Genomic DNA, 20,828 nt, shown 5'->3' with positions numbered 1-20,828 from the left:
GCAGACTCGGCGGATGCGTGAACAGCGGACGTACGACATCGTCCTGTTCGGGGCCACCGGCTTCACCGGGGGGTTGACCGCCGAGTACCTGGCCCGCAACGCCCCGCCCGGGCTGCGGTGGGCGCTCGCGGGTCGCAACCCGGGCAGGCTGGCCGCCGTACGGGACCGGCTGGCCGCGATCGACCCGGAGCTGGCCGGGTTGCCCCTGCTCACCGCCGACGTCACCGATGCCGGCTCGCTGCGGGCGGTCGCCGAGAGCGCCCGGGTGGTGGCCACCACCGTCGGCCCGTACGTGCACCACGGGGAGCCGCTGGTGGCCGCCTGTGCCCGCGCCGGCACCGACTACCTCGACATCACCGGTGAGCCCGAGTTCGTCGACCTGATGTACGCGCGCCACCACGCCGAGGCCGAGCGCACCGGGGCGCGGCTGGTGCACGCCTGCGGGTTCGACTCGATCCCGCACGACCTGGGCGTCTGGTTCACGCTGAAGCACCTTCCGGACGACGGGCCGATCACCGTCGACGGCTTCGTCCGGGCGGGCGGGCGGTTCTCCGCCGGCACGTACCACTCGGCGCTGACCGCGTTCTCCCGTACCGCCGAGGCGTCCCGGGCGGCCCGCGAGCGGCGGCGGGTCGAGCCGCGACCGACCGGGCGGCGGGTACGCGCGGTGCCCGGCCGCCTCGCCCGCTCGAAGGAGCTGGGCATGTGGATCGTGCCGCTGCCGACCATCGACCCGCAGGTGGTCCGCCGCTCGGCCGCCGCCCGCCCGGAGTACGGGCCGGACTTCCGCTACCGGCACTTCGCGGCGGTGAAGCGGCTGCCCACGGTGCTGGCGGGTGGGGTCGGGCTGGGCGGCCTGATGGCCCTGGTGAAGCTGCCGCCGACGCGGCGCTGGCTGTTCGGCCGGCTCGCCTCCGGGCAGGGGCCGACGCCGCAGCAGCGGGCGAAGTCCTGGTTCCGGGTCCGGTTCGTCGGCACGGGCGGCGGGCGGCGGGTGCTGACCGAGGTGGCTGGCGGCGACCCCGGTTACGACGAGACGGCGAAGATGCTCGCCGAGTCGGCGCTCTGCCTGGCCGGCGACGACCTGCCCGCCACGGCGGGGCAGGTCACCCCCGTGACGGCGATGGGCGACGCGCTGCTGGACCGGCTGGTGCGGGCGGGCCTGACCTTCCGGGTGCTGGACACCCCGCGCTGAACGGGGCCCGCGTCGGCGGGTTGACCCTCGACCAGGTTGAGACGACAGGATCACCGTCGTGGAGAGCGACCTGCGCAGCATCGGCGAGCTGGCCCGGGCCAGCGGGCTGACGGTGAGCGCCCTACGGTTCTACGACTCGGCGGGGGTGCTGATCCCGGCCCTGGTGGACCCGGTGACCGGCTACCGCTGGTACACCGGCGACCAGGTGGCGCCGGCCCGGCTGGTGGCCGGGCTGCGCCGGGTCGGCATGCCGGTGACCGAGATCGCCGCCGCGCTGCGGGTCGAGCCGGCACAGGTGCACCGCCTGCTCGACGCGCACCTGCGCCGGCTGGAGGACGGCCTCGCCGACGCCCGCCGCGAGCTCTCCCGGATCCGTACGCTGATCGATTCCGAGGAGCCCGTCATGACCACCTGTCTCGTGATGTCCCGTGCCGACCTGGCGGCGGCCGTGGACGCCGTCCGCTTCGCGGTCGGCACCGACCCCGACCTGCCGGCGATGGCCGGCGTGCTCTTCGAGTCCGACGCGGCCGGCGTGTGGCTGGTGGCGACCGACCGCTACCGGCTGGCGGTGGCGCGGGCAGCCGCGCGGGTCGACGGGCCGGCGGTGCGGGTGCTCGCCCCGGTCACCTTCGTCGACGAGCTGCGTGCCCTGCTCGACGGCGGCGTGGGGCGCACGACCGAGGCGCGGCTCACGGTGACCGCCGGCACGATCTCGTTCGCCACCGCCGGCCACGCGCTCGACGCCGCCGCCATGCCGTACGACTTCCCGGACCACCGCCGACTGGTACGCATGGCACCCGACGGGCCGGCGCACCGGCTGACGATCGACACCGCTGCCCTGCGAACGGCCCTGACCAGCGCCGATGCCCCCGTCGTCACTCGCCGGCACGACGGCGCCCCGCTGGCGGTGACGGTGCTCGGCCCGGACGGCCGGGGCGGGGTGCGGCTGCTCGGGGCGGACGAACTGACCCGGCAGGAGGACACGTTCCGGATCGGGGTCAACGGCGGCTACCTGCTCCAGGCGCTCGACGCGGCCGGCCGGGGCCAGCTGCTGCTGGAGTTGGACGGCCCGATCGCGCCGTTGGCGGTGCGCCGCCCCGACGACGCCGACGCCTTCTCCATCCTGATGCCGATCCAGCTCTGACCCTGCCTCCGGCCCTCGCCAGGTGTAAGGAAGGGTCCCTTCCTAACGCTATGCGTTAGGAAGGGACCCTTCCTTACACCTCTCCGGCGGCGGGGCTGATGGAGACCGGGCCGGGCGCGACCGGGCCGCGACGGTAGCATCGGTGGGTCCACCCGACGTCCGGACGGAGCGTACGCAGCAGCATGCTCGACATGGAGTTGATCCGGAAGGATCGCGAGGCGGTGGCGACCGCGCTGGCGAAGCGACTGGATCCCGCCGAGGTCAACCGCGCCCTGGACGAGATCCAGCGGCTCGACCAGGAACGCCGCGCCCTGATCAGTGGGATCGACGGCGAGCGGCAGCGTCGCAAGGCCGAGGCGCGCGCGTACGCGGCGGCGAAGCGCGCCGGCACCGAGCCGGAGGTCTCCGCACCGGAGGCCGGCCGCAAGCAGCTCGCCGAGCTGGAGTCCGAACTGGACGAGGTGCAGGCGCGGCTGCGCGGCGTGATGAGCGAGCTGCCCAACCTCCCCGCCGACGACGTGGTGCCCGGCGGCAAGGAGGCCAACCGCATCGTCCGGGTCTTCGGCGAGCCGCCGACGATCGAGAAGGTCCGCGACCACGTCGAGCTGAGCCGGATGCTGGGCCTGGTCGACCACGAGCGCGGGGTCAAGCTCGGTGGCTCCGGCTTCTGGATGTACACGGGCATGGGCGCCCGGCTGGAGTGGGCGCTGCTCAACTTCTTCGTCGACGAGCACATCCGGGCCGGCTACGAGTTCCTGCTCCCGCCGCACCTGCTGCTGGACACCGCCGGTTTCGCCGCCGGGCAGTTCCCGAAGTTCTACGACGACGTCTACCACCTGGACCGGGAGTCCGCCCCGCGCGGGCAGTTCCTGCTGCCCACCTCGGAGACGGCGATCCTCGGGGCGTACCAGGACGAGATCCTGGAGACGGCGAAGCTGCCGCTGAAGGCGTTCGCCTACACCCCCTGCTACCGCCGCGAGGCGGCCGGCTCCCACTCGGACGAGCGGGGCACCGTCCGGGGCCACCAGTTCAACAAGGTGGAGATCTTCCAGTTCTGCCTGCCGGATCAGGCCGACGCCGCGCTGGAGGAGATGCTCCTGCACGCGGAGGGTCTGGTCGAGAAGCTGGGCCTGCACTACCAGCGCAGCCTGCTGTCGGCCGGTGACGCCAGCGCGTCGATGAGGAAGACCCTCGACATCGAGGTGTGGATGCCGAGCACCGGCAAGTACAAGGAGGTGTCGTCGGTCTCCTGGGCCGGCGACTACCAGGCGCGTCGGGCGGCCATCCGCTACCGCGAGCCGGGCGGCAAGCAGACCCGTTTCGTGCACACCCTCAACGGGTCGGCGCTGGCCACCAGCCGGCTCTTCCCGGCCATCCTGGAGCAGTTCCAGCAGCCCGACGGCTCGGTACTGGTCCCCGAGGTCCTCCAGGCCCGCCTGGGCACCGACCGCCTGACCCCCCGCTGACCCGCCGCCCTCCCCCGCCCCTCAGGGGGCGGGGGTGAGGCGCAGCGCGAGTTCGGGGCAGACCTGCACCGCCTTGCGCGTGCCCTCGCGCAGCCACGTCGGCACGGGCTGTGCCGTCCGCCGCCGCGCGGCGCTGCCGAGACCGGGTCGGCGGACACGGGCTCGACGGACACCGGCCCGGCGGACACCGGGTCGCTGGGCTGCCAGCGACGGGGGGCTGTCCCAGGGCTCCTCGGCCTCCTCGCGGCGGTGGGGCGGTGCGCAGTGGCGCCGCTCCGCGTCCCGCTCGGCCCGGTCGTGGCGAGCGGGCTCCCCGGCGTACCGGCGGCCGGTCGGGGTGGGTTCCTCCTCCCGGCCCGGCCGGGGCCTGGTTCATCGCGGCGGCCTGGTGCTGCTCGCGGCTGCGCCAGCCCCATCATCACGGTGAGGCTCAGCGCCACCAGGGTGACGACCCCGGCGAAGAACTCCGTGAAGAAGAAGCCGTACGCGTACGCCGTCGAGCCGACGCCGGTCAGCATGGTGGCGGCCCACAGCGCGGCGAGCGCGGACGCGGACAGCAGGACCACCGCGGACCGGGACCGGGTGCGGGCCCCCCGGCTGGTGCTGGTGGTCCGGACGGTGGGCGGCTTCTGGTTCCGTTGTGCCCGGGCCATCTGCTCCTCGATCGTCTCGCGGCGGCGCACCGCCGGCCGGCCCTGTTCGCCATCGAGTACGGACCGACGCGCGCTCGGATCACCGCCGCGCGGAAATTCCTCGCACCGGCGTCGAAGCGGCAGGCCCGCGCGTGATCCTCAGAGGTCAGTGGCACCGAACCTCGGTCGGCGCCTGGGGCATCGTCGGATTGCCGGGATCGGCACCGTCCATTGCCCGAATCATGCTCCGAGAGGTAGATGTCGATCATGACTTATGCTGTTGGCCGAGGCAACGAGGGCGTGCCGAACGGGCTCATCCTGTTGGTTGGACCGCCCGCCTCGGGCAAGTCTTCCTTCGCCCGCGCCTGGGTCGAGCGCGGTCAGCTGGACCGGGATGGGGTCGTCTCCTGTGACTCCATCCGCAGCGAGTTGGTCGGAAACCGCGTCGACGTCAGCGACGATCCGGTGGTCTTCGACGAGATGGACCGACGCGTCGCGGCGCGGCTGGAAGCAGCCCTTCCCGTGGTGGTCGATGCCACCAACGTCATACCCGACGCGCGAATCAGGATGATCTTCTGGGCCAGACGGTACGGCCGCCCGGTCACGGCGTTGCGGTTCCGGGTGGCCGTCGAGATCCTGGTCCACCGAAACGCAGAGCGGCTCGGCCATGCACGCGTGCCCCTTGACGATGTTCTGCGCTACGCAACGGTCGCGGCACTGCACACGGACCGCGCCCAACTGTTCGATGAAGGGATCACCGTTGTCGTCGACGTGCCCGGTGAGGCCGAAGGCATGAGCCCGGCTCAAGCCGCGGAGATGATCCGACTCACGGCGTAGGGCAGACCCGTTGCGGTCTGTGCCTGGGGCGCGCATCCGCTCAGGCATCGGCTGGACGTCGCCAGGGCTTCGACATCGCCCGGCGGTACCAGTTGCTGTTCAGGAAGACGGACCGGGCCCGTCCCGACAACATCCACGGATGCCCATGCATTGACAGCGCTTGCAAGCCGCTTGTAACCTTTCGGCAATTTTCAATCTGTTCTGCAAGATCCCGGCACCGCCGGGCCCTCCCCCGGCGTCGCCACCACCCGTCCCCACACCCCCGTCAGGAGTCCTCCCATGCAGAGACGTCGACGGTTGTCGGCGATCCTCGCCCTCGGCGTGATCGCCGGCCTGGTCGTCCCCACCGCCGCTACGGCACCCCCGGCCGCCGCGGCCCCGGCAGGCGGCAAGAAGGTCATCGCCAACCTGTTCGAGTGGAACTGGTCATCGGTGGCCACCGAGTGCCGCACCAACCTCGGCCCGAAGGGCTACGGATGGGTGCAGGTCTCGCCCCCACAGGAGCACGTGCGGGGTTCCCAGTGGTGGGTGGCCTACCAGCCCGTCAGCTACCGCATCGAGTCCCGCAAGGGCACCCGCGCCCAGTTCAAGTCCATGGTCGACGCCTGCCACGCGGCCGGCGTCAAGGTGGTCGTCGACGCGGTGATCAACCACATGTCCGGGCAGGACAACGGCGGCACCGGCTGGGCCGGCTCGTCGTACGGGCACTACAACTACCCCGGCATCTACCAGTCGCAGGACTTCCACTACTGCGGCCGCCCCGGCAACGAGATCACCAACTACAACGACCGGTGGGAGGTGCAGAACTGCGAGCTGGTCAACCTGGCCGACCTGAAGACCGGGTCGGACTACGTCCGCACGAGGATCGCAGGCTACCTCAACGACCTGCTCTCGCTCGGCGTCGACGGCTTCCGGATGGACGCCAGCAAGCACATGCCGGCCGCCGACATCGCCGCCATCAAGGGCAAGCTGTCCCGCTCGGCCTACATCGTGCAGGAGGTCATCCACGGCGCCGGTGAGCCGATCCAGCCGGGCGAGTACACCGGCAACGGCGACGTGCACGAGTTCCGCTACGGCAAGGACCTGGCCCGGGTCTTCCGCTCCGAGAAGCTCGCCTACCTGCGCAACTTCGGCGAGGGCTGGGGGCACCTGCCCAGCGGCTCCGCCGCCGTCTTCGTGGACAACCACGACACCCAGCGCGACGTCGGCGGGGTGCTGACCTACCGCGACCGGGGCATCTACGCGCTGGCCAACGCGTTCATGCTCGCCTGGCCGTACGGCTCCCCGACGGTGATGTCGAGCTACACGTTCAGCCAGCGCGACCAGGGCCCGCCCTCGGACAGCTCCGGGCGGACCCTCAACGCCACCTGCTACTCCGGCTGGGAGTGCGAGCACCGCTGGCCGGTCATCGCCAACATGGTCGGCTTCCGCAACGCCACCGAGGGCGCCGGCGTCGTCAACTGGTACGACAACGGCAACAACCACATCGCCTTCGGCCGGGCCGGCAAGGGCTTCGTCACGATCAACGACGAGGACTACGCGGTGAACGGTCGGTCGTACCAGAGCGGGCTGCCGGCCGGCCGCTACTGCGACGTCATCCACGGCACGTTCAGCAACGGCACGTGCAGCGGGCCGGTGATCACCGTGGACGGCGGCGGCTGGTTCGCCGCGAACGTGCCCGCCCACGACGCGATCGCCATCCACGTGGGCGCCCGGCTGAGCTGACGGTCCCGCGTCGCGACCCCGTCCCGGCCGACATTCCGGCTGGGACGGGGTTCCGTCGCTCTTCAGCCGTTACAGTTCATTTGTGCGCTTTGACCGAATGAACCGGCGACACGTCCGGACGCTGGCCGCCCTCGGCGTACCCCTGCTCCTGCTGGCCGGCGGGGCGACGGGCTGGGCGTTGACCCCCGGGGCCACGCCCACCGCGCCACCGGTCGCCGCACCCTCCGCGCCCACCCGCGCGGACCCGACCAGCGCGGCGCCGGAGCGGGTGCCCGTCGCCGCGCCCGCGCCGGACCACCTGCCGGTGGTCGACTACGGCCCGGCGCCCACCGGCTTCCCGGCCGACCCGGACACCCTGGACGCCACGCCGCTGACCGAGGGCCTGCGCCCGACCCGCCGCATCGCCGCCTACACCGCCCCCGGCGGCCGGCCGCTGGCCTTCCTCGAGCCCACCATCAGCGGCGTCGAGCTGACCATGCCGATCGCCCAACGGCGGGCCGGCTGGGCGGCGGTGCTGCTGCCCTCGGCCAACCGCACCCTCGCCTGGCTACCGCCCGGCGGCCACACCACCGTGGCGCTGCCCGACCAGCTCGTGGTCGAGCGCAAGTCGCACCGCCTCACCTGGTACCGCGCCGGCCGGGCCGTCCGCAGCTGGCAGGTCAGCCTCGGCCAGCGCGGCCAGGAGACCCCGCTGGGCCGGACCTTCATCCTCGGCCGCACTCCGCCGCCGGAGCGCGTGTACGGGGGCGTCGACATCTTCGCCCTCGGCTCGGTGCCCGACGCCCCCGACTCGGTGCCGGCGGGCCTGCGCGGCGCGCACATCGGCGTGCACAGCTGGTACCACGACGGCGAGCTGGGCGAGAACACCACCAACGGCTGCATCCGGCTGACGAAGAGCGGGCAACGGGAGCTGTTGGCCGAGCTCCGCCCCGGCACCGAGGTGGTGGTGGTCGACGAACTGCCCGCCCCACCCCCGACGGCCTGACCAAGCGCGGACCCGAGGACGGACACGGACCGGCCTTGCGCCGACGGACCAGACTGGGGCGCCCGTCACCCAGGAGGCACCGTGCGTCACCAGTCCCGCTTTCTCAGACGCCTCGGCGTGACCGCAGCCGCCGCCACGGCCGTGATCACGCTCATGCCACAGGCGGCCGTCGCCGCAGTCGTCCTCGACGACGGCGTCGTGCTCCGGTCCACCACCGGCGCCGACCATCTGGTCACCACCGACCGGCCCGCCTGGGCGGCAGCGGCCGTCCACTCGAACTCGAACTACAACATCAGCCTCTTCGACCAGTGGGGTGGATGGCTCACCTCCAGTTACGGCTACGGCTTCAACCGGTCGGAATTCGTCGCCGTCAACTCGCACGTGTCGCCCCTGACGTCGTACGAGGCACGCACCAGCACGAGCTACGGACCCGCCGTCGCCCACACCCAGTGGCGGCAGTCCCACACGACGACGACGTTGCCCTACCCGGCCAACGACGGGGTGACCGGCCCGTCCGATCCGGATCTGGCCTTCGCCGCGCTGGGCAGCACCCAGGTGGTCAGTGTCTCGGACATCCACCTCAAGGCCGGCGAGGCGTTCTGGGTCGACACCGCCCCCGACACTCTGTTCTTCCTGCTGGAGAGCAACCCGTACGACAGCACGACCCGGCTGCGTAACCGGCATCAGCACGCCACAGCCGGGGTGGTGCGCACCGCCCAGGGCTGCACGCTCTACCGCGCGAACCACAGCGGCGTCCACGGCCTGCTGATGGTCGCGGACGCCGCACCGGTGACGACCACCCCGCCGGGCGGAACGGCGGTCGCCCTGCACCGGTACGACCCCGCCCGCCCCTACACCTGCCCGCAGCGCAACTTCCCGGGCCCCACGCCCCCGGGCGTCTGATCGGCCGGCGGCCCCTGTGCGGGTGTCCCATCGGCGCACCCGCACAGGGTCTCCGCCGCCCGTCGCGCGGGCGGGCCGGTCAGAACTGCTCGACCCAGTACGGGGCGACGTCCATCCAGCCGTTGGCGCCCGCGCCGTACTTCCGGCCGCTGCTGGCGGTGCTCAGGGTGTACCAGGCGTCCACGAAGTCCGGGTCGTCGGTGTACCAGGAGGTGGGGATGGCGTCCAGGATCGCGTTGACCAGCGGGGTGTACGCGCCGCCGTCCACGATCACCAGCAGGGCGCCCGCGATCGCCTTGACCAGCGACGAGTAGTTGGTGTCCCCGTCGTCCTCCATCATCACCACGTCGGCCAGGTTGTACTTGTACGACGAGAAGTGCACCAGCAGCTGGTTCGGGTAGTACGTCTTGTCGTCGTGGTCCAGGTACGGCATCTGCACCAGGTCGACCTTGACCTTGCCGTCCAGCCCGAACCCGGCCACCAGGTTGTAGATCTCGGCATCGCCCTTGATCCAGGGCTCCTCGTCGTCGCTCAGCCGGACGGCGTTGACCTTGGTGGCCCAGTAGCCGGCCGAGGCGCTCACCCCGTCGGCGGCGGCACGGTCAGCGGGCCGCGCCGGAGCCGGCCGGCCGATGCCCCGCGCGCCCAACTCCTGGCGCATCAGCGCCAGCCCCGCGGAGAGCGCCCGCTCGGTGTCCACCTCCACCACGAGCACCGGCCGCTGCGGCACCCGCGCGGCGTCCAGCACCACCGTGGCACCGGAGCGGTCGTACGCGCTCACGCTGGTCGCCGAGTCGTCGGTCGGGGTGGCGGCCACCAGCGGCGCCTCGCCGCGGGCCAGCGCGGCGCGCATGTCCGGGTGGGCCAGCCGCAACCGCAGCAGCGAGCCGGTGCCGCCCGGCAGGCCCTTGGCGACCAGCAACCGCTGGTTGGCGGCGCGGAGGTCGCCGGCAAGCCGGGCGTCGACGCCGGCGGCGAGCAGGTCGACCGGGCCGTTCGCGGCGGCGACGCCCAGCCGGGTCAGCCCCGCCCGGTCGGTGCGGGCCACCTGGCGGGCCACGCCGTCGGTGATGGCGAACACCGGGCTGGCGACGGCCGCCGACGCCGGTGCGGGGTGGTCGGGCCGGGCGTACGCCGGGGTGGCGACCGTCGCGACCAGGGTGCTGGTCGCGATGCCGAGCGACAGGACGGCGCGGCGGAAGGTACGTCGGTTCACATGGACTCCTCTGCGTCTCCCGGCCATCGGCTCGTGGCGCGGCCGGAAGATTGACGACGATACCCATATAGATATAGGTCCATCAGTGAGCCGTCAACGTCACCGCGTGACCGACCGCACGCCGAGAGTCGACGACCGGACGCCAGCAGAATCCCCCACCTCATGCGGGTCGAGCCCGCACCGGGACGGTAACGGGACCGCGAGCACCAACAAGATCGCGAGAGGGCGGTTCCCACCGGCACCAGCCGCCGGCCTGGCATGCACGTGGCTGTCGCGGGTAGTACCTGAACATGAGGGCGAGTTTCCGGCTCGGCCGGATTGCGGGCGTACCGGTCGGGGTCAACTGGAGCGTCCTGGTCATCTTCGTGCTGATCGCCTGGGCGCTGGCGGCCAACCAGTTCCCCCGGGCCTACCCGGGCCAGCCCGTGGCCGCGTACGTCCTGGCGGGGCTCGCCGCGGCGGTGGTCTTCTTCCTCGGCCTGCTCGCCCACGAGGTCTCGCACGCGATCGTCGCCAAACGCAACGGGCTGGAGGTCGGCGGCATCACCCTCTGGCTCTTCGGCGGGGTGGCCGAGCTGCGTGGTGAGGCCCGCGACCCGGGCGCGGAACTGCGCATCGCCGGCGTCGGCCCACTGGTCAGTCTGCTGATCGGGCTCTTCTTCGGCGCGATCGCGGTGGTGCTCGCCCTGGCCGGGGTGGAGGGGCTGCTGCTGGGCTCGCTGGCCTGGCTGGCCGGCATCAACGTGCTGCTGGCGGTCTTCAACTCGCTGCCGGCGGCCCCGCTGGACGGCGGTCGGCTGCTGCGCGCGGCGGTCTGGAAGGCGACTGGCGACCGGACGAAGGCCTCGGTCGTCGCCGCCCGGGCCGGCCGGGTGCTCGGCGCGGTGCTGATCGGCCTGGGGCTGTGGCAGTTCCTGGCCGGCGTCGGCTTCGGCGGGCTCTGGCTCGCCCTGATCGGCTGGTTCCTGATCGGCGCCGCCGGCATGGAGGAGCGGCAGGCCCGGATGGGCAGCGCGCTGCGGGGCGTCCGGGTGGCCGACGTGATGACGCCGCAGCCGCAGACCGCGTCGGGGCAGCTGACGGTGGGCGACTTCGTCGACCACTACCTGTTCGCGTACCGGCACACGGCGCTGCCGCTGACCGAGGACGACCGGCCCGTCGGCCTGGTCACCCTCGACCGGGTGCGCGGCATCCCGGCGGACCGCCGGGATGCCACCACGCTGGCCGAGGTCGCCTGCCGCGCCGACGAGCTGGTGCTCGCCCGGCCGGACGAGCCGCTCAACGAGCTGCTCCCCCGGCTCAGCGAGTGCGCCGACGGCCGGGCCCTGGTGGTGGCCGACGGCCGGCTCGTCGGGATCGTCTCGCCGAGCGACATCAGCCGGGCGGTGCAGCGCGGCAGCCTCCGGGAACAGCTGGAGAGCGGCCGGCCCGGCCGTCAGTCGCGGGGGACGTAGCGGTCGAGCAGGTCGGTGCGGAACGTGCCGGCCGGGTCGAGCCGGCGCGTCAGGTCGAGGAAGTCGGCGTACCGGGGCCAGGCCGCGGCGACCGCCGCCGGGGCGAGACCGAAGACCTTCCCCCAGTGCGGGCGCGGCACGAACGGCGCGAGCCGCTCCTCCACCGCCGCCACCACCGGCAGCACCGCCGCCGCGTCGGCGGTCCAGGTGAAGTGGATGGCGAGGCTGTCCCGCCCGTGGTTCGGGCTGAGCCACAGCTCGTCGCCGGCCACCGCCCGCAGCTCGCAGACCTGGAGCACCGGCGCGATCAGGTGCGCCACCGGGTCCAGCGCCGCCAGCGCCGCCGCCGCCGAGGCACGCGCCACGTGGTACTCCGACTGCAACTCCTCTCCGCTGCTGGGGGTGAACCCGAGCCGGAAGTGCGGCAGCCGTTCGTGCCACGGGCCCGGCTCGCCGAGCTGCGGGGTGCAGTTGCGCGCCGGCATGCCGGGCACCGGGTGCCGAGGCGCGTCGGCCGGCGCCGTGTCGAGCCAGTCCGCCGGCAGTGGGGCCGCGTCCGCGCGCTGCTTGACCCACACCTCCCGCAGCCGCGGCGACCGCCAGTCGGTGAAGACGCTGACGCTGTACGCCGAGGCGAAAGCCGCGTCCAGCGCCGCGCGGGGCAGGCCGAGGCGGACGTGCTGGCGGATCTCGAAGGTCGGCACCACGTCGAGGGTGACCCGGGTGACGACGCCCAGCGCGCCCAGCGAGACGACCATTCCGGCGAAGGTGTCCCCGTCGGCCGCCCGGTCCACCGTCAGCAGGTCGCCGCCGGCGGTGACCAGTTCCAGCCCGGCGACCGCGCTGGCCAGGTTGCCGATCGTCTCGCCCGAGCCGTGGGTGCCGGTGGCGACCGCCCCGGCGACCGAGATGTGCGGCAGCGAGGCCAGGTTGGCCAGCGCGTACCCGCGCGCGTGCAGCCAGGACGCGAGGTCCCCGTACCGCATGACGGCCGGCACGGTGACGGCCCGGCGGTCCGGGTCGAGCGCGACGGCCGCGGGCAGCCCGGCCAGCGAGACGAGGTCGCCGGTGGTGTCGCCGAGGCGGTTGAACGAGTGCCCGGTGCCCACGACGCGCAGGCGTTCGCTGCCCGCCACCAGCCGGCGCAGCTCGTCGAGGGTGGCGGGCCGGTGGTGGCGGGCGGCGGCGTAGCGGACGTTGCCCGCCCAGTTGGTGACGGGCCCGGGCCCGGCGGCGGTCACGGGACGCGGCGGCCGGCGGGCCGCTCATCGGTCGGCACGCCGCCGAGCGCGTCGACGAAGCGGTGCCCGGCGTGCCGGGTGAGCGCCGCCGCCACCTCGGCGGGCTCCTCCCGGACCCGGGCCAGGTCCAGCAACTCCACCGCGGCCCGGCCGTCGACCGGACGGCGCGCGTCGGCGGGGAGCCCGGCCAGCGTGCCCGGTACGGGCACCAGCAGCAGTCGCGGCGTGGCCGGCAGCCCCTTCCGGGCCGGCGGCCGGGCCAGCGCCAACGCCCCCCGGGTGCGGTGCAGTTCCACGTCGTACCCCCGTTCGACACCAGCTTCGTCGGGACGCATCATCCGACGGGTAGCGGCGGGGCGGAACCGGTCGATCGGGCACGCTTACCCCGCCGTGATCGGGGAACGCCACGGCGATGAGCACCTACCGCGAACCCACCATCCGCAGAGCCTTCGCCCGCCGGGGGACGGAGCCCGGCCCCACCGGCACCAGGCCGCAGGTCTCGGGCGCGCCACCGGCCGGAGCCTACCCGGCGGGCACCACCACGCCCGGTCCCCGGCCGACGCCGACGCCCCCGCCCACGCCACGCCCGGTGCCCCACCCGGGGCCGCCACCCCGTCCGGGCGGCGCCTGACGCCCGCCGGGCTGGGCGGCCGACCGGCTCAGAGCTGGGGCTTCACCTCGGCCGCGACCAGCTCCAGGTGGTCGAGGTCGGCCAGGTCGAGCACCTGCAGGTAGAGCCGCTCGCTGCCGATCTCGGCGTACCGGCCGATCTTGTCGACGACCTCGGCGGGGGTGCCCGCGAGGCCGTTCTCGCGCAGTTCGTCCGGTTCCCGGCCGATCATGGCGGCCCGCCGGGCCACCTCGGCGTCGTCCCGCCCGCAGCAGAGCACCAGCGCGTTGGACCAGCACAGCTCGCCCGGGTCCCGGCCGATCTCCGCGCAGGCGGCCCGGACCCGGTCGAACTGGGCGACGGAGTCCCCGACCGAGGCGAACGGCAGGTTGAACTCGTCGGCGTACCGGGCGGCGAGGCGGGGCGTGCGCTTCGGGCCCATGCCACCGAGCAGGATCGGCGGACGCGGATCCTGCACCGGCTTCGGCAGCGCCGGCGAGTCGCTGACCGGGTAGTACGTCCCGGCGAAGTCGAAGGTCTCGCCGGGTGGCGTCGCCCAGAGCCCCGTGACGACGGCGAGCTGCTCCGCCAGCCGGTCGAAGCGCTCCCCCAGCGACGGGAACGGGATCCCGTACGCGGTGTGCTCCTCGGCGTACCAGCCGGTGCCGATGCCCAGCTCGACCCGGCCGCCGCTCATCTGGTCGACCTGGGCGACGGTGATGGCCAGCGGGCCCGGCAGCCGGAAGGTGGCGGCGGTCATCAGCGTGCCCAGCCGGATCCGCCGGGTGTCCCGGGCCAGGCCGGCGAGGGTCGTCCACGCGTCCGTCGGGCCGGGGTCACCGCTCACCGCGCCCATCTTCAGGTAGTGGTCGGAACGGAAGAAGGCGCCGTAGCCGGCCTCCTCCGCGCAGCGGGCCACGGCGAGCAGGTCGTCGTACCTCGCGCCCTGCTGGGGTTCGGTGAAGATCCGCAGTTCCATGCTTCGAGCATAGGGAGCGGGTGGGGCCGGCGCGCCGGTCCGCCTTCTTCCGGGGTGGCGGCACCCGGCGGTGCCCGCCACGCGAAGTGGCGGGCATCCGATAGCGGCGTTCCTGGCCCCCGGTCGTCGACCGGTCCAGAGTGGAGGCCGAACGACGAGTCGAGGAGGACCCCCATGGAGGACCAGCACCGGGACCGGCTGACCGGGGCGGTGGACGCGCTGCTCCCGGAGGTGTCCCGCCGGGCCGGCGAGATCGAGGCGGCCCGGGGGCTCCCCACCGACCTGCTCGACTCGCTGAAGGCCGCCGGCTGCTTCCGGATGTTCGTTCCCCGCAGCCACGGCGGGTACGACGCGGACCTGCGCACCGGGCTGCGGGTGCTGGAGTCGCTGGCCCGCGCCGACGGCTCCACCGGGTGGACCGTGATGATCGGCTCCGAGACCCCGCACCTGCTGGCGATGCTGTCCCGCGACCGGTTCGACAAGGTCTACGCCGACGGGCCGGACGTGGTGGTCGGGGGCGGGTTCGCCCCGCAGGGGCACGCCGAGCCGGTCGACGGGGGCTTTCGGGTCACCGGCCGGTGGGCGTTCGCGAGCGGCGCCCGACACGCCGACTGGATCTTCGGCAACTGTTTGCTGACCGAGGGCGGCGTGCCGCTGCCCGGGCCGGCGGGGGCGCCGCCGGCCGTGCGCTCCATGCTCTTCCCGGCCTCCCGGGTCACCGTCCACGACACCTGGCACGTGCTGGGCCTGCGCGGCACCGGCAGCCACGACGTCGAGGTGGCGGACGCCTTCTGCCCGACGGAGGAGAGCTTCGACCTGTTCACCGGGGTGCCCTGCGTACCGGGACCGGGCTTCGTGGCGCCGCTGGTCCACTTCGCCCTGCACCTCGGCGCGGTGGCCGTCGGCATCGCGCAGGGCGCGCTGGACGACATGGTCGCGCTACTCGAGGGCGGCCGGCAGCGGCTCTACGCCCGGCAGTCGCTCGCCGACTCGCCGGCCTTCCGCCTCCAACTCGGCCGCGCCGACCTGGACGTACGGGCGGCCCGCGCGCTGCTGCGGGACCTGGCCGACGACCTCTGGGCGGCCTGCGCCACCGACCCGGCGGCGATCCCCGCGCTGCACCCACGGATCTCGGCCGCGCTGCCCTGGGTGACGGAGCGGGCCGCCGCCGCGGTCGACACCTGCTACCGGGCGGCCGGCGGCGGGGCGGCCCGGGACTCGTCGCCGCTCCAGCGCCGGTTCCGCGACATCCACACGTTCGGCCAGCACGCGGCGGCGGCCGAGGGCTGGCTCGCCAACAACGGCGCACGGGTGCTCGGCCGGCCGGTGGAACTGGCCTACTGACGCCGCGACGGGTGCTCGGCCGGCGTCGGTTCGCGCCCGACGCCGGCCGGACCTCCTAGACGTACGGGTGGGTGGCGTACGCCGCCCTCAGCGCGGCCAGCCCCGTCGACTTCGGCGACAGGGTGCCCCAGCCGGAGTTGAAGTAGTTGGTCCGCGCGATCCGGGGGCCCCGCTCGGCGTTGAGCTGGGCGATGGCGGCCGGCACGGTGGTGATCCAGGCCGCCTGGTTCGGCACCTCCGCCACCCGTACGCCCCACTCGGCGATGATCACCGGGCGGGAGAGGGCGACGGGGCCGAGGTCGGCCACCGCCCAGTCCTTCGTCCGGCGGAACCGGGCCAGCGCCGTGTGGGTGGGACTGGTGGCGTAGGCGTTCCACTGGAGGAAGTCGAGCTTGGCCATCAACGCCTCCGGGTGGGTGCGCTGGTAGCAGGCCCGGTCGAAGCCGCCCACCCCCACCGAGAACGTCGTGCCGGCGGGCAGTTGGCGAGCCTTGAACCAGTTCACGACGTACGTCATGGCCTGCACCGCGCGGGCGTCCGACTGCGCCCAGGTGTAGGTGACGCCGGACTCGGTGGTGCCGAACTCGTGGTCGGTGTCCAACTCGGAGGCGAGCTGGATGTTCACCCCGAAGCCCAGGGTCCGGTACTGGGACAGGGCGCGGGCGAACAGCCCGTCGCAGAGCCCGGCCAGGACCTGGCTGTAGCCGTACGCCCGGGGCCAGGTCGTGCCGGGTCGCTGCTGGATGGTCATCGCGGGCGCCGGGACGGTGTGGGTGACGCCGTCCACGGTGAAGGTCTGCGGCCCGGCGTTGGGCGCGCCGTAGTGCTTCAGCTCCAGCACCATGTTCATCTGCACCCCGGCCCTGCCGAGCGTGATCAGCCACGGTCGTCGATAGCCGGGGAAGATGTAGCCGTCGGCGAAGCTGCGGTACTGGGTCAGCGAGCGGAAGTTCCCGCCGGCCATGTCGGCCGTCGGGTCCGCGCCGCCGGAGAGGTAGTAGCCGCCGAGCACCGGCGGCGCGATCGTGTAGTCGGCGGTGGCGGTGGCGGTGCGCCCGCCCTTGTCGCGCACGCTGACGGTGACCCGGGGCATCACGCCACCGCCCGGTAGACGGCGACCGAACCGTTGTCCGACGCCCTGGTCCAGGTGCAGCCGGAGTCGTCGGTGACGGTGAGGGCGAGCGGGTCGATGACGGCGGTGACCGTGACCGGCGCGCTGCTGTTGCCCTGCGCGTCGGTGACCACGATCGTGACGGTCACCGGTCTGGTGTCGGCGTCGCCGTAGGTGACCGTCAGGATCATCTGGTCGCCGGGTGAGTAGGTGGCGGCGTTCAGGGAAGCGGTGGCGGTGGGAGCGGCCATGGCCGGCTCCTCTCGTGCTCGGCCGCCGGCCCCGGGGATGCCCGGGGACGGAGGCTGCCGAGCGGGGCCTCACGGTACTGGCGACCGGCGCTGTGCCACGCCGGTGCCGTCGCGGGGCCGGGCTCGGTGATGGCGGTGTCGGCGGGGACGATGCTGTCCCCGCCGGGCCCGAGGGATGGGATGTGGCCCGCCATCCAAACGCCTCTCACCTGCTACAACAGTGCGTCGGGAGAGCGGCCGGCGTCCTGTCCACCATCGGACGGACTCCTCCTCGTCAGACGTATTGCGTAATCTCAGGTGATATGCCGGGTGAGCACTGTTCGTCTTCTGTCCCGCGGTTCGATGCCGCCCGCTACGCGATCCGGCCGGGCGGAGGGCTCGGGCGGCCCACTCCGGGCCCCCGCGCGACGTGCCGGGCGGCGGACCCGGCGCGGGACGGGACGGCGGTGGGCCCGGGGTCGGCCGTACAGTGTGCCGACCGTTCGACCGAGGAGGGGTTCGTTGACCCAGCCACCACCGGCGTCGGGCCCTCCGGGTATCGGCGACACGCCTCGCGGCACCGACGCCGACGATCCCGGCGACGCGACGCCGTACCTGCTCGTCATGCCGCCCCCCGAGGGCGCTCCGCCCCCGATGGTGTGGCCCGGGGCGCAGGGCACGCCCGCCTGGGCGATCCCCGTCAACATCCCGGCCGGGACGCTCGGGTACGCGGTGTTCATCCCGCTGGTGCCGGCCGCCCCGGACCGTCCGGCGGCGACCCCGGTCGCCTCGGACCCTCCGACGTCGGCCCCGGTCGTCCCCGTCGCCGGGTCGGCAGCGGCGACCGCCGGGCCGCAACCGACAGCCGTCGGCGAGCCGGGAAGGACCATCCCGACGCAGAGCGCCCCAACGGCGGCGGCGGACGCCGACCCACCGGCTGCCGCGCCGTCGCCTGACGCCGCCGACGCGGCACCGACCGGCTCCGTCCCCGGCCCGCCCACCACGAACGGGCCGACCACGAACGGGCCCACCACCGAGGCGACGCCCACCGCCACGCCGCCCGCGCCCGCCACGGAGCCCGAACCCGCCACGCCGCCCGCCGGACGCGCGCCGGGGACCATCGTCCAGCAGCCCGCCTCCGCGCCGCTGCCGGCGCCGTACCGGGTCGGGGTGCCGTCCGGCGTACCGACGCCGTACCGCGGGTACCAGCCGGTTCCGCACCCGCCGTCGTTCCTCGACACCCGCTGGCCGGGGCCGGCACCCGCCCGGGACCGGGCCGTACCGGCCGCGGTCCTCGCCGGAGCGCTGGGACTGGCGTTCCTCGTACCGCTCACCCGCACCGGGATCGGCTGGTTCCTCGGCTGGCTCGCCCTGACCGTCGCGGTGGTCCTCGCGGTCCGGCGGACGGGCGCGGAGCTGCCGTCTGCCGACCGGCGGATCCGCGCCGGCTGGGCGGCGGCGGCCCTGGCGCTGCTGTCGGTCCTGGCCTTCCGCAACGCCTGGTGGCTGGTGACGTTCTGCGTGCTCGGCGCGCTCGGCTGCGCGACGCTCGCGATCGTCGGCGGCCGGCTCGTCCGCTCGATCCTGTTCAGCCTGGTGGCGGCGCCGTTCGCGGCGTTCCGAGGGCTGCCGTGGGTGCGCGGTCACCTGCACGCCCCGGCGAACCCGGGTCTGGTCCGCCGCGTCGTCGGGTCGGCGGCGGCCACCCTCGCCGCGCTGATCGTCTTCGGCGCCCTGCTGTCCTCGGCCGACGGCGCCTTCTCCGTGCTGCTCGGCGAGGTCATTCCCGAGGTCAACGTCGGCACGGTGTTCCGCTGGGCCTTTCTCGCCGCCGTCGGCGGACTCTGCGCCGTCGCCGCCGTCTACACGATGGCCGCGCCGCCCGACCTGTCCACGGTGGACCGGCCCGGCACGCGCCGCCTCGGCGTCGTGGAGTGGGCTCCCGTCATCAGCGCCCTCACGCTGCTCTTCGGCGGCTTCGTGGCGGTGCAGTTCACCGTCCTGTTCGGCGGGCAGCGGCACGTGCTGCGCACCGCCGGCCTCAGCTACGCCGAGTACGCGCGCAGCGGGTTCTGGCAGCTCGTCGTCGTCACCATGCTGACGCTGGCGGTGCTCGGCGGTGTGGCCCGCTGGGCGCGGCGGGACCGGGCCGTCGAGCGCCACCTGCTGCGGATCCTGCTGGGCCTGCTCAGCACGCTCAGCTTCGTCATCGTGGTGTCGGCGCTGTCGCGGATGTACACGTACCAGAAGGTCTACAGCTTCACCGGTGAGCGGCTCTTCGTGATGGCGTTCGAGCTGCTGCTCGGCACCGTGTTCCTGATGATCCTGGTGGCCGGGCTCCGCTGGCGCGGGGCCTGGATCCCCGGCACGACGGTGGCACTCGCCGTGGTGATGCTGCTGAGCCTGGCCGTGCTCAACCCGGAGGACTACGCCGCCCGCCGCAACATCGCCCGGTACGAACAGACGGGGAAGATCGACGCCTGGTACCTGCGGGCGCTCTCGGCGGACGCGACGCCGGCCCTGGCCGGCCTGCCCGACCCGGTGCGCCGCTGCACGCTGAGCTGGATCGCCGACGACCTCGACGAGCCGGACCCCTGGTACGCCTGGAACCTGGGCCGGGTCCGGGCACGCGCGGCGCTCGACCGGGCCGGGCCGGGCGCGGTCGGCGGCCAGCGCGACTGCAGGGCCGCCGACCAGTTCGACCTGCCGAAACGCCGCCGCTGACCGAGCCGCCGCCCCCGGGCCCGGTCCGGGGGCGGCGGGTGCGCCGGTTGGCGGGTGCCCGGTCGGCGGGTGCGCCGGGCGGCGTGGCCGGGCGGCGTGGTCCGAGCAGCCGGTGTTCAGGCCGGCGCCGTGCCCCGGACGGCCCAGGCCCGGGCGGTGAGCCGGACCGACCCGTCCGGGGCCACGGGCAGGCGGGCCGCCAGCAGGGCGCGCAGGCGGGCGCGGTGCGCCGCGCTGAGGGAGGCGACGTACGTCGGGGCGGGGCCCTGCCCGCCCAGGAACGGCCGCCAGTAGTCGTCGAGGTCCGCGAACACCGTGGGCACGTCGACGGGCCGGACCGCCACGGCCGTCAGGCCCGCGTCCGTCCACAGCCCGCGCAGGGACTCCGGGTCGCACACGGCGAACCGGCGCCCCTCGTCCCGTTCGGCCACGGCCGGGTCGAGCAGGGCGGCGGCGTCCCAGAAGTGGCGCAGCAGCGCCATGCCGCCGGCGTAGTCCCACACGTAGGCGGCGGCCACCCCGCCCGGCCGGGTGACCCGGGCGAACTCGCGGGCGGCGCGCGCCGGCTCGGGCACGAAGTTGACCGCCAGGCCGCTGACGACGACGTCGACGCAGCGGTCGGGCACCAGCAACGCCCGGGCGTCGCCGACCTGGAAGGCCGCCCGGGTGTCGCGCACCGTCGAGTGGGCGTACGCCACGAAGCCCGGTGAGCTGTCGACGCCCGCGACGTACGCCGGGTCGGCCAGCGCCAGCACGGTCGACGTGAGCGCGCCCGTGCCACAGCCCACGTCCAGCCAGCGGCGGCCGGGCGGCACGTCCAGCCAGCGCAGGAACTCCCCCGCGACGGGGCGGCTCCACCGGCCCACGTACGCCTCGTAGGCCCTGCCGTCCGCCCAGACCGGGTGAGTCATGCGCAAACCATACGACGCAGGTCGCCTGCCACGCCCCGACCGCCGGGGCCGGTTCGCACCGGTGCGACTCGATCAGCCAGACTCGGTCGTACCCCTGCCCGCCCCGACAGCTCCGCGAGCG

General features: G+C 74.1%; 17 protein-coding genes. 10 read left to right on the top strand and 7 right to left on the bottom strand.

Features of this window, described 5'->3' with window-relative positions:
* Positions 1-13 precede the first annotated feature (13 nt).
* The 7 genes from KBX06_RS22250 to KBX06_RS22220 all read left to right on the top strand — a co-directional run bounded on the left by KBX06_RS22250 (position 14) and on the right by KBX06_RS22220 (position 8,887).
* The gene (locus tag KBX06_RS22250; RefSeq protein ID WP_210838240.1) at positions 14-1,195 is read left to right on the top strand and encodes a trans-acting enoyl reductase family protein; all 1,182 of its coding nucleotides are present in this window, start codon (positions 14-16) and stop codon (positions 1,193-1,195) included.
* A 70-nt stretch (positions 1,196-1,265) separates the two neighbouring features.
* Complete coding sequence (locus KBX06_RS22245) at positions 1,266-2,339, top strand: MerR family DNA-binding transcriptional regulator (protein WP_210838380.1); 1,074 nt, start codon at positions 1,266-1,268, stop codon at positions 2,337-2,339.
* 182 nt (positions 2,340-2,521) lie between these two features.
* Complete coding sequence (gene serS, locus KBX06_RS22240) at positions 2,522-3,805, top strand: serine--tRNA ligase (protein WP_210838238.1); 1,284 nt, start codon at positions 2,522-2,524, stop codon at positions 3,803-3,805.
* Between the two features lie 890 nt (positions 3,806-4,695).
* Complete coding sequence (locus KBX06_RS22235; protein WP_210838236.1) at positions 4,696-5,274, top strand: ATP-binding protein; 579 nt, start codon at positions 4,696-4,698, stop codon at positions 5,272-5,274.
* 279 nt (positions 5,275-5,553) lie between these two features.
* On the top strand, positions 5,554-6,999 hold the full coding sequence (locus KBX06_RS22230; RefSeq protein WP_210838234.1) for an alpha-amylase family protein: 1,446 nt from the start codon (positions 5,554-5,556) through the stop codon (positions 6,997-6,999).
* An 82-nt stretch (positions 7,000-7,081) separates the two neighbouring features.
* Positions 7,082-7,984, top strand: coding sequence for a L,D-transpeptidase (locus KBX06_RS22225; RefSeq protein ID WP_307854720.1), 903 nt, complete (start codon positions 7,082-7,084; stop codon positions 7,982-7,984).
* 81 nt (positions 7,985-8,065) lie between these two features.
* On the top strand, positions 8,066-8,887 hold the full coding sequence (locus KBX06_RS22220; RefSeq protein WP_210838232.1) for a hypothetical protein: 822 nt from the start codon (positions 8,066-8,068) through the stop codon (positions 8,885-8,887).
* Between the two features lie 79 nt (positions 8,888-8,966).
* On the opposite strand, the gene KBX06_RS22215 is transcribed toward KBX06_RS22220, so the two are convergent.
* Positions 8,967-10,103: a DUF3103 family protein gene (locus KBX06_RS22215; protein WP_307854719.1), complete on the bottom strand. Its 1,137-nt coding sequence runs from the start codon at positions 10,101-10,103 to the stop codon at positions 8,967-8,969.
* Positions 10,104-10,393: 290 nt separating this feature from the next.
* On the opposite strand from KBX06_RS22215, the gene KBX06_RS22210 reads away from it, so the two are divergent.
* Positions 10,394-11,557: a site-2 protease family protein gene (locus tag KBX06_RS22210; RefSeq protein ID WP_210838228.1), complete on the top strand. Its 1,164-nt coding sequence runs from the start codon at positions 10,394-10,396 to the stop codon at positions 11,555-11,557.
* Here KBX06_RS22210 and KBX06_RS22205 read toward each other — a convergent pair.
* From KBX06_RS22205 to KBX06_RS22195, 3 genes are all read right to left on the bottom strand, one after another.
* Positions 11,539-12,798: an FAD-binding protein gene (locus KBX06_RS22205; protein WP_210838226.1), complete on the bottom strand. Its 1,260-nt coding sequence runs from the start codon at positions 12,796-12,798 to the stop codon at positions 11,539-11,541. The two genes, KBX06_RS22210 and KBX06_RS22205, sit on opposite strands and share 19 nt — an antisense overlap.
* Positions 12,795-13,133 carry a hypothetical protein gene (locus KBX06_RS22200; protein ID WP_210838224.1) on the bottom strand — a complete coding sequence of 113 codons (339 nt, stop codon included), beginning with the start codon at positions 13,131-13,133 and terminating at the stop codon, positions 12,795-12,797. Before KBX06_RS22200 ends, KBX06_RS22205 begins: the two co-directional genes overlap by 4 nt.
* A gap of 324 nt (positions 13,134-13,457) precedes the next feature.
* On the bottom strand, positions 13,458-14,387 hold the full coding sequence (locus KBX06_RS22195; RefSeq protein ID WP_210838221.1) for an LLM class F420-dependent oxidoreductase: 930 nt from the start codon (positions 14,385-14,387) through the stop codon (positions 13,458-13,460).
* Positions 14,388-14,561: 174 nt separating this feature from the next.
* Between KBX06_RS22195 and KBX06_RS22190 the strand changes: the two genes are divergently transcribed.
* A complete protein-coding gene (locus KBX06_RS22190) occupies positions 14,562-15,731 on the top strand; it encodes an acyl-CoA dehydrogenase family protein (protein WP_210838218.1) in 1,170 nt (389 codons plus the stop codon).
* 55 nt (positions 15,732-15,786) lie between these two features.
* Here the strand turns inward: KBX06_RS22190 and KBX06_RS22185 are convergent, their stop codons facing one another.
* Positions 15,787-16,824 (bottom strand): hypothetical protein, encoded by a 1,038-nt coding sequence (locus KBX06_RS22185; RefSeq protein WP_210838215.1) that lies wholly within the window; start codon positions 16,822-16,824, stop codon positions 15,787-15,789.
* On the bottom strand, positions 16,824-17,093 hold the full coding sequence (locus tag KBX06_RS22180; protein WP_210838212.1) for a hypothetical protein: 270 nt from the start codon (positions 17,091-17,093) through the stop codon (positions 16,824-16,826). Before KBX06_RS22180 ends, KBX06_RS22185 begins: the two co-directional genes overlap by 1 nt.
* Positions 17,094-17,594: 501 nt before the next feature.
* Between KBX06_RS22180 and KBX06_RS22175 the strand changes: the two genes are divergently transcribed.
* Positions 17,595-19,796 (top strand): DUF4153 domain-containing protein, encoded by a 2,202-nt coding sequence (locus tag KBX06_RS22175; protein ID WP_247686455.1) that lies wholly within the window; start codon positions 17,595-17,597, stop codon positions 19,794-19,796.
* 116 nt (positions 19,797-19,912) lie between these two features.
* On the opposite strand, the gene KBX06_RS22170 is transcribed toward KBX06_RS22175, so the two are convergent.
* The gene (locus tag KBX06_RS22170; RefSeq protein ID WP_210838209.1) at positions 19,913-20,707 is read right to left on the bottom strand and encodes a class I SAM-dependent methyltransferase; all 795 of its coding nucleotides are present in this window, start codon (positions 20,705-20,707) and stop codon (positions 19,913-19,915) included.
* Positions 20,708-20,828 lie beyond the last annotated feature (121 nt).

This window comes from Micromonospora sp. C31 (genome assembly GCF_018070575.1).
Taxonomy (GTDB): Bacteria; Actinomycetota; Actinomycetes; order Mycobacteriales; family Micromonosporaceae; genus Micromonospora.
This window is presented reverse-complemented; position numbering and strand designations above follow the sequence as displayed.